9 protein-coding genes are annotated in these 12617 nt (G+C 62.6%); 6 read left to right on the top strand and 3 right to left on the bottom strand.

The window, feature by feature from the left end; genetic code table 11:
* Positions 1–323 precede the first annotated feature (323 nt).
* Positions 324–629 carry a hypothetical protein gene (locus ACH79_RS21825; RefSeq protein WP_161852833.1) on the top strand — a complete coding sequence of 102 codons (306 nt, stop codon included), beginning with the start codon at positions 324–326 and terminating at the stop codon, positions 627–629.
* Positions 630–785: 156 nt separating this feature from the next.
* Entirely contained in the window at positions 786–1868 is a 1083-nt protein-coding gene (locus tag ACH79_RS21830; RefSeq protein ID WP_161852834.1) for a zinc-binding dehydrogenase, read from the top strand.
* A 300-nt stretch (positions 1869–2168) separates the two neighbouring features.
* Here ACH79_RS21830 and ACH79_RS21835 read toward each other — a convergent pair whose 3' ends face one another.
* A complete protein-coding gene (locus tag ACH79_RS21835; RefSeq protein WP_161852835.1) occupies positions 2169–3308 on the bottom strand; it encodes a DJ-1/PfpI family protein in 1140 nt (379 codons plus the stop codon).
* A gap of 285 nt (positions 3309–3593) precedes the next feature.
* On the opposite strand from ACH79_RS21835, the gene ACH79_RS21840 reads away from it, so the two are divergent.
* Positions 3594–4622: an IS110 family transposase gene (locus ACH79_RS21840; RefSeq protein WP_161849768.1), complete on the top strand. Its 1029-nt coding sequence runs from the start codon at positions 3594–3596 to the stop codon at positions 4620–4622.
* Positions 4623–5711: 1089 nt separating this feature from the next.
* On the opposite strand, the gene ACH79_RS21845 is transcribed toward ACH79_RS21840, so the two are convergent.
* Positions 5712–6173: an Lrp/AsnC family transcriptional regulator gene (locus tag ACH79_RS21845; RefSeq protein ID WP_161852836.1), complete on the bottom strand. Its 462-nt coding sequence runs from the start codon at positions 6171–6173 to the stop codon at positions 5712–5714.
* Positions 6174–6310: 137 nt separating this feature from the next.
* Between ACH79_RS21845 and ACH79_RS21850 the strand changes: the two genes are divergently transcribed.
* The 3 genes from ACH79_RS21850 to bla all read left to right on the top strand — a co-directional run bounded on the left by ACH79_RS21850 (position 6311) and on the right by bla (position 11545).
* The gene (locus tag ACH79_RS21850) at positions 6311–8677 is read left to right on the top strand and encodes a transketolase (RefSeq protein WP_161852837.1); all 2367 of its coding nucleotides are present in this window, start codon (positions 6311–6313) and stop codon (positions 8675–8677) included.
* A gap of 395 nt (positions 8678–9072) precedes the next feature.
* Positions 9073–10503, top strand: coding sequence for an aldehyde dehydrogenase family protein (locus ACH79_RS21855; protein ID WP_161852838.1), 1431 nt, complete (start codon positions 9073–9075; stop codon positions 10501–10503).
* Positions 10504–10654: 151 nt separating this feature from the next.
* Positions 10655–11545, top strand: a complete 891-nt coding sequence (bla, locus tag ACH79_RS21860; RefSeq protein WP_161852839.1) for a subclass B3 metallo-beta-lactamase — start codon at positions 10655–10657, stop codon at positions 11543–11545.
* A gap of 22 nt (positions 11546–11567) precedes the next feature.
* Here bla and ACH79_RS21865 read toward each other — a convergent pair whose 3' ends face one another.
* A complete protein-coding gene (locus ACH79_RS21865; RefSeq protein ID WP_161852840.1) occupies positions 11568–12536 on the bottom strand; it encodes an SMP-30/gluconolactonase/LRE family protein in 969 nt (322 codons plus the stop codon).
* Positions 12537–12617: the final 81 nt, after the last annotated feature.

Here is a 12617-nt window from a genome sequence, read left to right on the forward strand (position 1 = left end):
GCTGGTCGGGTGGTTTCAAACCCGCCCATGATCGTCGTGCCATGGCGGTCACAGACCCGCCATTCCCATTTCGTCAGGCTTCGCTTGGTAATCAATACTTCCAACACGGTGCCGACTCGCATCCCCAGTTGCGTACGATCAAAATACCAATGGGCGTTAAGCTGTCGGTTCGCTTTTGGACTCTCAGATGTGGTTTTGCAGAATTAAGTGTTTGAAACAGCGTTTGAAACGCAGCACCTGATGATGTCTTGGTTTGGGGGCTTTGTCACTTAATAGCAGGCGTCCGTTAAATGCAGATGGTGCGCGAACTGGAGCACTGACCGATGGATGGCTTTGGCGTCTTTATTATTTTTGTTGTCTTCGGAGGCGGAGCGTTTCTCGCCTCAATCATCCCCGGCCTGATTGTCGGCGTACCTGTCGGAATGTTCGTGCACCGCCGGGATGTTGCTCGTCTAATTTGCCTGACAGCAAGTTTTATCGGAGCAATCGTCGCATATCTCTGGCTCAAAAAAACCGATGTCGCCTTTGATCCAGTTCCTTTGCTCGTTTTTTGGGGCGCATTGCTGACGACAATTGCGCTCGGTACTTGGATAGGCCGGAAGCTGGCGTCCGCGGGCAACCGCGATTAACAGACTCACCCGATGTAGTAGAGCGTTGTTCGCTTCTCCGCCCGCTGGGGAATAAGCTGACATCGCGAATTTATGAGTACATGCCCTGGATGATGATGCGATTTGATGAAATCACGTCATGATCTAAGGTGAAGAAAATTACCGGGAGGATGTTTCGTGCGCGCAGCCATTTTCCGCCATGGGGAAATTGTCGTCGACCAGATGCCGGAGCCAAAACCCGGCGCCGGGCAGGTGCTGGTGAAATCGCTGGCCTGCGGCATCTGCGGCTCCGACCTGCACGCGCGCAAGCACGCGCACCGAATGGTCGAACTCGCCAAGCATTTTCCCGGCCGCAAACCGATGGACCTTTCGCGCGACGTCGTGTTCGGCCATGAATTCTGCTGCGAGGTGCTGGACTATGGCCCGGGCACGACGGGCAAGTTCAAGCTCGGCACAAAGGTCTGTTCGCTGCCGGCGCTGCTGACGCCGGAAGGCCCGCAGGGCATCGGCTATTCCAACGACAATATCGGCGCCTACGCCGAGCGTATGCTGCTCAGCGAGGCCTTGCTGCTGGAGGTCCCGAACGGCCTCGCCGCCGAGCACGCCGCGCTCACCGAGCCGCTGGCGGTCGGCGTGCACGCCGTAGCAAAAGCCAACATCAGGGGAGGCGAGGTGCCGCTCGTGATCGGCTGCGGACCGGTCGGGCTTGCGGTCATTGCGGCGCTGAAGATCAAGGGGCTGCACCCGATTGTCGCCGCCGATTACTCGCCGGCCCGCCGCGCGCTCGCCGAAAAGCTCGGCGCCGACGTGGTGGTTGATCCTGCGCACACGCAGCCTTATGCGACGTGGGCCGAGCACGCCCAGATGTCGCCGGAGGAAAAGGCCGCGCGCCCGCCATTGCAGGCATTGTTGCCGGCGCTGAAACCCGCGCTGATCTTCGAATGCGTCGGCGTGCCCGGCCTGATCCAGCAGGTGTTCGAAGGCGCGCCGCGCGATGCGCGCATCGTCGTTGTCGGCGTCTGCATGGAGACCGACCGCGCCGAGCCGATGCTCGGCATCCTCAAGGAGCTCAACGTTCAATATGTGCTCGGCTACACGCCGGAGGAATTCGCCTATTCGCTGCGCCTGATCGCGGAAGGGGAGGTCGACGCCGCCTCGATGGTGACGGCCAGCGTCGGCATCGACGGCGTGGCAAAAGCATTCGCCGATCTCGCCAATCCCGAAGCGCATACCAAGATCATCGTCGAGCCGTGGCGGTGATGATCTTCGGAGGGGGTAGCAACAATTGAACCCTCATGGTGAGGAGGCGCGGAGTGCCGTCTCCAGACGATGCTTCGCATCGCCGGGAGAACCATGAGGCCCACGCTCTCTCCACGTCATTGCGAGCGCAGCGAAGCAATCCATCTTTCCGTGCAAGAGGTGACAATGGATTGCTTCGCTGCGCTCGCAATGACGAGAGAACCAGTTGTGCCCACCATTCGCGACACGGCATGGGTCGATGGTGGGCACGCTTCCGCCTTCGCTCGTTGAGCTACGGCGGACGCGGTCGCTTTGCCCACGCTACGGACGTTTCGGATACTCAAGCTGCATCGCGACGAAGTCCGCCGTATCCGTTCCGTAACGCGCAGCAATGCCCGCAAGCGCATTGTCCAGCGCTTCCGCCGGTTTCGTGGCATCGCTCGGCAGCAATCGCGCCGCAGGCCAGTTCGCCGCGACCTGGTCGGGAATGATCCGCAAGCCGCCGCGGCTCTGCTGCGCGCCGGCCGTGCGTGCGAACGTCACCGCCTGTGACCGGTAGGTCCGCGACCACGCGTCGGTGATCAGCGCCAGCGACACCTCGTCGACGCCTTGCTTGAGTTCGATGCCGAGCTGCTCGTGCGCCCAGAACGCAGCCGTGTTACGGATGGCCGTCAGCGCAAATGGGCGCGTGAACTTGAACGCGTCGCTGTCATGTCGCTCGTCCCATTCGGCAACGCCGATATCCCGGCCGACCGCCTTGGCCTTGTCGCGTCCGGCGATCGCCTCGATCAGCGTCAGCGACATCGGCATCGACGCGGTGATACCTGTCGTCGTCGCCACGCCGTCATCGACCACCAGCCGCCGGTCTTCGACGTAGCGCATCGTTGGATGCTTGCCACGCAACTCCTTGACGGAATACCAGTGGGTGGTCGCCCGCTTGCCATGCAGCAGTCCGGCATCGCCGACCACCTTGGCGCCAACGCACACGCCAATGATGATTGCCTTCTTCGCCGCCTGGCCTCTGATCCATTGCAGCGCCTCGGGGTCGTCATCCCTGCTCATCGCGGGCACGATCACGTAGTCGGCGCCATCGGGATGCTGTGCGTCGAACTCGGCGATCGTCGCGTCCGGCTCGACCTTGAGCGTCGGATAGAGCGTCACGGGACCCGGTTTCGTTGCCAGCGCGACGACGTCGGCAACGCCGGCCCGCCGCAGGATGCCGTAGGGCATCAGATAGTCGGTAGTCTCGGTGGCGTCATTGATCCCGATGATGGCGACCAGCGGCCGCTGCCGCTTCGGCGGCTTCAACGCGGCGACCGTCGCGTCGCGCTCGGCTTGCGCGATCGGCGGTGGTGCTGCGGCGGATGGCGACGGCGGCAGCGACCACAACCAGCCTCCACCGATGATGGCGAGCAGTACGACAGCGCCAAGGGCGCTCCACAACAGGCGTCGCGATGTCATGATACGCGTGGCTCGATATTTCCTGAGTTGACTGGAGTCTACAGCCGCTATATCCGGCGCGAAATGACGCAAATCCCGCGAAAACGGTCATGCGGCGAAGCGGGCAACGTCGTAGATGGGGTAACGGGCCCCGGTCCACCCTCCAGGCAAGCCGCGCTTGCTACGGCGGTGTTGGGTGGCGCGCTTCGCGCGACCTGCCTGGAAGGCGGGCGGTCGTCCCTCACATTGATGGTGTTACGGAGTCAGAGGGATGAGCCTCGCTCCAAGCATCAAGGAGAGACGACCATGGAGCATTATGCCGGAATCGACGTGTCATTGGAATGCTCGAGCGTGTGCGTTGTCGACGCCAATGGCAAGATCGTGCGCGAGGCCAAGGTGGCGAGCGAGCCGCAAGCCCTAATCGCCTGGTTCGGTTCGCTGGGCTTCGGCCTGGAGCGGATCGGGCTGGAGGCCGGACCATTGTCGCAATGGCTGTTTGCGGCCATGAAGATAGCCGGCCTTGCCGTGGAACTGCTGGAGACGCGGCACGTGCGGAAGGCGTTCGAGGCGATGCCGGTCAAGTCGGATCGCAACGATGCCCGCGGCATCGCGCAACTGATGCGGCTGGGCTGGTTCCGGCCAGTGCATTGCAAATCGATGAGTGCGCAAGAGACCCGATCGCTGCTGACGGCGCGCAAGCTGGTGCAATCGAAGCTTCACGACGTGGAGAACAGTCTGCGCGGGATCCTGCGCGGTTTTGGCCTGAAGGTTGGCAAGACGACCGGGCAGACGTTCGCGGGACGGATCGAGGAGCTCGTGGCGGGCCACCCGCACCTGCAAACGATCGCCAAGGCGCTGCTAGCGGTGCGAACAGTGCTGCGGGCCGAGTTCGCAGCCTTCGAGAAGCAGATCCGCAGGATGGTGCGATCCGACATGCAAGCACGGCTGCTGACGTCAGTCCCGGCGGTCGGCCCAATCGTGGCGCTAACCTATGCCAGCGCGATCGACGATCCAGCCCGGTTCAAATCGTCGAAGCAGGCAGGAGCCCATTTCGGGTTGACCCCGAAGAAGCATCAATCCGGCGAGACCGACTACACCGGCCGGATCAGCAAGATCGGTGATGCTTCGGTGCGCACGGTGCTTTACGAAGCCGCCAACGTCATGCTGACCAAGCCGGTCAAAGGCTGTTCGCAATTGAAGAGCTGGGCCATGCGGATCAAACGGCGCGCCGGCACGAACAAAGCCAAAGTGGCGCTGGCGCGCCGGCTCGCGGTGATCATGCATCGCATGCTCGCCGACGGAACACCCTTTAACGCCGCTGCTGCCGCAGCCTAACAGGAGAGACACAACAGTTTTCGGGCGGGTCACAACACCAGGCCTTCTCGAAGCGAAGTCCCTTCGCCGGGACGATGGATCAGGTCAGGCCGTTGCCCACCAGGTCGCCCTCGTGAGCACGCACAACGTAGATTGGTCGACCTATCCTCTTCCAACCCCATCAGGTGGCGGCCCTGCGCCGACCCCGTACAGAAGCGAGACCCCGGCGGGCGGACAACGCAAAGGGATTGACTAATCGAGGCCCGTTACAGAAGGGTGGGCAAAGCGCAAGCGTGCCCACCATCAAGCAGCACGATCGGTGATAGATGGTGGGCACGTCGCTAGCGCTCCTTTGCCCACCCTAGGGAGTCCGAGTTGATTTGCTCCGCGCGCAAGCCAAATATGAACGCGCAACTGCGCCACCTGGCCCGGCAGGCAAATCACTTCTGGTTTTCAGAAATTGTGTCAAGGCCGTGAATCAAAAATATTCCGCTTTCGTTCTCACCCAAATCAGTCGCATAACTCCGCCCGTCTCACGGCAAGATGAGGGGCGTTGGCCATCGTCACGAACGTGCGGTGAGATGCGATGGACGCTGATGGCGCGCTCGACGTACGCGCGAAGCGTACGGCGAAGTCGTGTGGTTCGGGCGCCGCGGTGCTGGCGTTAAGTTTCACGAATTATCTCGTGGAGCGACGGAGGCAAAAGAGCCGTTCTCCGGGAAGAGCACGAAGTAAGCCGTAAAGCCATTGCGCAGGGAAGGCCGGAGTGTTTCCGCTGTACCTGTATGCTCGTGTGCGTTTTTTGCTATGCGTAATGGCACACGAGACCTCGGGTGCAGCAAGCACCCGGTCTTCCCTGCGCCCTCACAATGAGAGGGCGGGAAAGAAGATACAAACCTCGGGCGATCAGCGTCGCGAGATCGCGAAACTATGTCCACGTCATTGCGAGCGCAGCGAAGCAATCCATTGTCACCACGTACGCGGATAGATGGATTGCTTCGCTGCGCTCGCAATGACGGGGAGGGTGCATCGCCAAGCATCCATCCCCTCGCCCTGAGGAGGCCGCGCAGCGGCCGTCTCGAAGGGCGGGGCCACCAGCGGGCCCTCACGTTACACCGGCAGCGCGATCGAATATTTCACCTGGCTCAGCGCAAAGCTGGACTCGATCGAGGCAACGCCATCCAGCCGCGTCAGCTTGTTCTTCAGGAATGCTTCGTAGGAGGAAAGATCAGCCGCAACGACGCGCAGGAGGTAATCGCGGTTGCCGGTCATCAGGTAGCACTCCAGCACCTCGTCCCATTTCGAAATCGCCTTGGCAAAGCGGTTGAGGTCTTCCTCCTTCTGCCGCGCCAGCTTGATCGAGATGAAGACGCTGACGTGCAAGCCCAACGATTTCTGGTCGACGGTCGCGATATAGCGGGTGATGACGCCGCGCTCCTCCAGAAGTTTCACGCGGCGATGGCAGGGCGATACCGACAGGCCGACCTTGTCGGCGAGCTCCTGCATGGTCATGCGGCTGTCGGATTGCAGCAGGCCGAGGATCTTGCGGTCGATGGCGTCGAGGGACGGCATTGGGATGAACTCGTGGTTTTGGGGGCGATTGTGGTAAACTATCCCAATATTGGGCGGTATGTCGCAGCAAATTGAGAATTTTGGTGTCCTGCCGCCCGCTAAAATCGGCGCATACTGAACGCCTCCGGAGCATGGCCATGCCGATCGAGCCCGCACGCCTGGAAACGCTGACCGCGCTGGCGCGCAAGGTGTTGTGGCTGTCGTCGTGGACCATCCATCACGCCAACCATGTCAGGCCCAATAGCGACGGGTTGAAGGTCGGCGGCCATCAGGCTTCGTCCGCCTCGCTCGCCAACATCATGTCGGCGCTGTACTTCTCCGTGCTCCGTCCGCAGGACCGCGTCGCGGTGAAGCCGCATGCAAGCCCGGTGTTTCACAGCATCCAGTATCTGTTCGGACACCAGACTCGCGAAAAACTGGAAAATTTCCGCGGCTACAAGGGCGCGCAGTCCTACCCATCGCGCACCAAGGATGCCGACGACGTCGATTTCTCCACCGGATCGGTTGGCCTCGGTGTCGCGCAAACGCTGTTCTCCTCGCTGGTGCAGGATTACGTCACCGCCCATGGCTGGATGAAGGACCGGCCCGAGGGGCGGATGATCGCGCTGGTCGGCGACGCCGAGATGGACGAGGGAAACATCTTCGAGGCGCTGCTGGAGGGGTGGAAGCACGCACTGCGCAACACCTGGTGGATCGTCGACTATAACCGCCAAAGCCTGGACGCCGTGGTGCGCGAAGGGCTGTGGGAGAAGTTCGAGACCATGTTCCGCAATTTCGGCTGGGACGTGGTGATCGTGAAATACGGCCGCCTGATGCAGGCGGCGTTCGCCGAACCCGGCGGCGAAGCCTTGAGGCGCTGGATCGACAATTGCCCGAACCAGATGTATGCGGCGCTGTGCTTCCAGGGCGGGGCGGCGTTCCGCAAACATCTGCAGGACGACATCGGCGATCAGGGACAGGTGTCGCAACTGATCGACCGTCGCAGCGACGAAGAGTTGCTGGCGCTGATGTCCAACCTCGGCGGCCATGACATGGCCAGCATGATCGAGGCATTTGAATCGATCGATCACGACCGTCCGGTCTGCTTCATCGCCTACACCATCAAGGGCGTCGGCCTGCCGATGCAGGGCCACAAGGACAATCACGCCGGCCTGATGACGGTGGCGCAGATGGAGAAGTGGCGCGGCGCGCAGAACATCCGTCCCGGCCACGAATGGGACAAGTTCGAAGGCTTGTCGCAGGCGCCCGCCGAACTCGAAGCATTTTTGGCGGCAGCGCCCTTCAATCAGGAAGGCCGCCGCCGTCTCACCGCTGACGTCATCGACGTGCCGCAACAGCTCACCTTCAAGCCGGCGGCGCAGATGTCGACGCAGCAGGGCTTTGGGCTGGTGCTCAACGAGCTCGCGCGTGGCGACACCGAACTGGCCGCGCGCATCGTCACCGCGTCGCCCGACGTCACGGTGTCGACCAATCTCGGCGCCTGGGTCAACCGCCGCGGGCTGTTTGCCAAGGCCGAAAACCACGACCTGTTCCGGCAGGAGAAAATCCCGTCCGCCTACACCTGGGAATTTTCGCCGAAGGGACAGCACCTTGAACTCGGCATCGCCGAGATGAACCTGTTCATCATGCTATCGGCGCTGGGGCTGTCGCATCAGATCAACGGCGAGCGGCTGCTGCCGGTCGGCACGCTGTACGATCCCTTCATCGAGCGCGGTCTCGATGCGCTGAACTATGCCTGCTACCAGGATGCGCGCTTCATGGTGGTGGCGACGCCATCCGGCATTACGCTGGCGCCGGAAGGCGGCGCGCACCAGTCGATCGCGACGCCGCTGATCGGCATGGCGCAGGATGGGCTGGCCTCGTTCGAGCCGGCTTTCGTCGATGAACTCGCCGCGATCATGGGGTGGGGTTTTCGTCACATGCAGCGCGAAGGCGGCGAGGGCGGTTCGGTCTATCTGCGGCTGTCGACGCGCACCATCGATCAGCCGCAGCGGATCATGACGCCGGACCTGCAACGGGACATCACCGAGGGTGCCTACTGGCTGCGCCAGCCGGGACCGAACTGCGATATCGTGATCGCCTATACCGGCGCGGTGGCGCCGGAGGCGATCGAGGCGGTGGGCTTCATCGGTGAAAGCCACCGCGACGTTGGTTTACTGGCGGTAACCTCTGCCGATCGGCTGCATGCCGGATGGTCCGCGGCGCGGAATTTGCGCCGTGACCGCCGTGGCATCCAGCATCTCAGCCACATCGAAAAACTGCTGGCGCCGCTCGGCCGCGACTGCGGCATCGTGACCGTGATCGATGGCCATCCGGCCGCGCTCGGCTGGCTCGGCAGTGTCCGCGGTCACCGCCTTGAGGCGCTCGGCGTCGAGCAGTTCGGCCAGACAGGCACCATTGGCGACCTCTACCGCCACTACGGCATCGACGCCAACGCCATCATCGACGCCGCCGAAAGCCTCACGGTCGGCGCGCCGGTGCGGCACCGGAAGACAGCGGTGTGAGGTCTGATGCGAGAATTCCGCTGCCGCGCCACCCCCACCCCAACCCTCCCCCACAAGTGCGGGAGAGGGGGCGCACCGCGGGGCTTGATGGCGAGCGCGCGTAACATTTGAATTGATTGAAGTTGCGTCTAGCTGCTGCGTTGAATTTTCACTCGCTATCGCAGCGGGTGTCTCCCTCTCCCGCTTGCGGGGGAGGGCCGGGGTGGGGGGTCTCTCCGCACGGGCAGACGATGTTGAGGAGCACCTTGCCACCGCCACGCCGGTAACCTTATATCCAGCGCCTGCCGCATCGCGGCACCCCGCATATGGCGGGTTCAACTGCCCTGGCTTTCGTGCAAGGATGCCTGCCGAACGCTTCCGTTCCCCTCCATTGCTTCGAGATAAAGAGGTTTCCGATGGTCAATCGCATGCAATTCTACATCGATGGCGCCTGGGTCGATCCCGCCGTCAAGAAGTCCACCCCCGTCGTTAATCCGGCGACCGAAGAAGCGATGTATGAAGTTGCGCTCGGCTCCAAGGCCGATGTCGACAAGGCGGTAGCCGCCGCCAAGCGCGCCTTCGTGACCTATTCGCAGACCAGCCGCGAGGAGCGCGTTGCGCTCTTGGAAAAGATCATCGCGATCTACAAGGGCCGCATGAAGGACATCGGCGCCGCCGTGTCCGACGAAATGGGCGCGCCGCTGCCGATGGCAGAAAAGCTGCAGGCCGGTGCTGGCCTGGGCCACATCATGTCGACGCTGGAAGTCCTGAAGAACTATCACTTCGAAGAGACGCTCCCCTCCGCTGTCGTGGTGCGCGAGCCGGTCGGCGTCGTCGGCATGATCACGCCCTGGAATTGGCCGCTGAACCAGATCGCCTGCAAGGTCGCGCCCGCGCTCGCCGCCGGCTGCACCATGATCCTCAAACCCTCGGAATTCACCCCGACCTCGGCGCTGATCTTCGCAGAGATCCTGCATGAAGCGGGCGTGCCGAAGGGCGTGTTCAACCTCGTCAATGGTCTCGGCCCCGAAGTCGGCGCCGCGATGGCCGAGCATCCCGACATCGACATGATCTCGTTCACCGGCTCGACCCGCGCCGGGGTCGACGTTGCCAAGCGTGCTGCGCCGACCGTGAAGCGTGTCAGCCAGGAACTCGGCGGCAAGTCGCCGAACGTCATCCTCGAAGGCGCCGACCTCACTAAGGCCGTCACCGGCGGCGTGATGCACATGTTCAACAACTCCGGCCAATCGTGCAACGCACCGTCGCGGATGATCGTGCCGCTGTCGAAGATGAAGGAAGTCGCCGCCATTGCGAAGGGCGTCGCCGACAAGACCAAGGCCGGCGATCCCCGCGCCGAAGGCACCACCATCGGCCCCGTGGTCAATCGCGGCCAGTGGGACAAGATCCAGGCGCTGATCCAGAAGGGCATCGATGAAGGCGCTACGCTCGTCGCCGGCGGTCCCGGTCTCCCCGAGGGCGTCAACAAGGGCTTCTACGTCCGCCCGACCATCTTCGCCGACGTCACCAACGAGATGACGATCGCCCGCGAAGAAATCTTCGGACCAGTGCTGACAATCATCGGCGCCAAGGATGAAGCCGATGCGGTGAAGATCGCCAACGACACGCCCTACGGTCTCGCCGGTTACGTCTCGGGCGATACGGTGGAAAGCGCGCGCCGCGTGGCCAAGCAGATCCGCGCCGGAAACATCAACCTGCAGGGCGTGCCGAACGACCGCACCGCGCCGTTCGGCGGCTACAAGCAGTCCGGCAACGGCCGCGAATGGGGCAAGTATGGCCTCGAGGAATATCTCGAGGTGAAGGCGGTCGCCGGCTACAACGCGGCGTAAATTGATGCGGCGCTCGCGCCGTTCATGAAAGGTGCCGGCTGCGGAACCGCGGCCGGCATTTTTTTGACCAGAATCGTCGTCAGGCTGAACTCGGCGTCAATGCGCAAGCCGACAATGGCGACGACGCAATAAGAAAAGATGGAGGATGGCCGTGAGGAAAATCGTCGTTGCGCTGATCGCGCTATTGCCGCTTGCCGGGACAGTGCAGGCTCAGACCGTCAAGGATCTGCTCGAAACCCTCAAGGTCAAGTGGAACACGCCGACCGAGCCGTTCAAGATGATCGGTAACGTCTATTACGTCGGAACCGACGGCCTGGCGTCCTACCTGATCACGTCGCCGCAGGGCCACATCCTGGTCGATACGGTGATGCCGGACGCAACCTCGCAGATCAAGGCGAGCATCGAAAAACTCGGCTTCAAGATCACCGACATCAAATACCTCCTCAACACCCACGCCCATATTGACCACACCGGCGGCCTTGCCGAAATGAAGCAGGCCAGCGGCGCGCAGATGATCGCGGGCGAAGCCGACAAGCCGTTGCTCGAAGGTGGCTACTATCCGGGCGCGCAGGAAGAGACGGTGCTCAATTTCCCGCCGGTGAAGGTGGACCGCACGGTACGCGAGGGCGATAAGGTCACGGTCGGTGATGTCACGCTGACCGCCCGCGAAACTCCCGGCCATTCACCGGGCTGCACGAGCTGGGAATTCTCGGTGAAGGACGGCGATGCGACGCGCTCGGTGCTCATCTTCTGCAGCGGCACCGTGGCGCTGAACCGCCTCGCCCCCAATCCGACCTATTCCGGGATCGTCGCCGATTACCGGAGGACGTTCGCGCGGGCCAAGGACATGAAGGTGGATGTGCTGCTCGCGCCGCATCCGGAAATGTACAGGATGCAGGACAAGCGTGCCATGATTTCGGATGGCGCGCCCAGTCCGTTCGTCAATCCAGGCGAGTTCAACGCCTACGCGGCGACGCTGGAGAAGGCGTTTGAAGACGCGCTCGCGAAGCAAACCGCCGCCGCACAGGAAAAGAAGGGCTGAATTGACGCTGGGGCGCGCGAGCCTATCCGCCCGGCGCGCCCTGCGTGTTCACATAGAGCGCGTAGATCGACTGGCTCGCGGCCATGAAAAGGCGGTTGCGTTTCACGCCGCCGAAACAGAGGTTGGCGCAGCGCTCGGGCAGCGCGATGCGGCCGATCATGACGCCGTCGGGGGCGAACACCACGACGCCATCGAGCTCGGGATCGCCCATGCCCCAGCCGCACCAGAGATTGCCGTCGATATCTATTCGAAAACCGTCGGGCGTGCCCGGGCCGGCATCGACAAACACGCGCTTGCTGGAAAGCTTGTCGCCGGATGGCGAGACGTCATAGGCAAGGATCTTGCGGTTGGGCACGCCGCGGGATTCGATGATGTAGAGAATCTTCTCGTCCGGCGAGAAGGCGAGCCCGTTCGGCCCCAGCACGCCTTCGGCGACGATGCTGGCCTTGCCGGTCGCGGCATCGAGACGAAAGACATTGGCGTCGATTTCGGGCTCGGCCTTGTAGCCCTCGTAATTGCCGAGCAGACCGAAAGTCGGATCGGTGAACCAGATCGAGCCGTCGGATTTGACGACGACGTCGTTGGGCGAGTTCAGCCGCTTGCCGTCGAAGGAATCGATCAGCACCGTGATCGAGCCGTCATATTCGGTGCGGGTCACGCGGCGGCCGCCATGCTCGCAGGTGACGAGCCGTCCCTGCCGATCGCGGGTATTGCCGTTGGCGAAGTTCGACGGCTTGCGGAAGATGCTGACCGCGCCGGTCTCCTCCTCCCACTTGATGATGCGCTGGTTCGGGATGTCGCTACACAAGAGATAGCGCCCGTCACCGAACCACACCGGGCCTTCGGCCCAGCGCAGGCCGGTGGTCAGCCGTTCCACGGACGAGAGCTTCAACCAATACTTCTCGAAGCGCGGATCGAGTGCACGGATGGCCGGATCAGGGTAATAGGTAGCCGGGCGCCAGCCGGCTGAATGCGATGCTGCATCGGACATTTGCTGTTCTCGTTGGTGCGTTCCCAGAGCGTTTGGGTTAGCTATCATTACCTGCTAATGACCGCAAATCGGTTGCGAGAC

Origin of the sequence: Bradyrhizobium sp. CCBAU 051011 (genome assembly GCF_009930815.1) — a bacterium.
In the GTDB taxonomy this organism is placed as follows: domain Bacteria; phylum Pseudomonadota; class Alphaproteobacteria; order Rhizobiales; family Xanthobacteraceae; genus Bradyrhizobium.

Excerpts from the sequence above, each read along its gene's own strand:
- ACH79_RS21825 (WP_161852833.1), top strand. The coding sequence starts at position 324 with ATGGATGGCTTTGGCGTCTTTATTATTTTTGTTGTCTTCGGAGGCGGA.
- ACH79_RS21835 (WP_161852835.1), bottom strand. The coding sequence starts at position 3,308 with ATGACATCGCGACGCCTGTTGTGGAGCGCCCTTGGCGCTGTCGTACTG.
- ACH79_RS21840 (WP_161849768.1), top strand. The coding sequence starts at position 3,594 with ATGGAGCATTATGCCGGAATCGACGTGTCATTGGAATGCTCGAGCGTG.
- ACH79_RS21845 (WP_161852836.1), bottom strand. The coding sequence starts at position 6,173 with ATGCCGTCCCTCGACGCCATCGACCGCAAGATCCTCGGCCTGCTGCAA.
- ACH79_RS21850 (WP_161852837.1), top strand. The coding sequence starts at position 6,311 with ATGCCGATCGAGCCCGCACGCCTGGAAACGCTGACCGCGCTGGCGCGC.
- ACH79_RS21855 (WP_161852838.1), top strand. The coding sequence starts at position 9,073 with ATGGTCAATCGCATGCAATTCTACATCGATGGCGCCTGGGTCGATCCC.
- ACH79_RS21865 (WP_161852840.1), bottom strand. The coding sequence starts at position 12,536 with ATGTCCGATGCAGCATCGCATTCAGCCGGCTGGCGCCCGGCTACCTAT.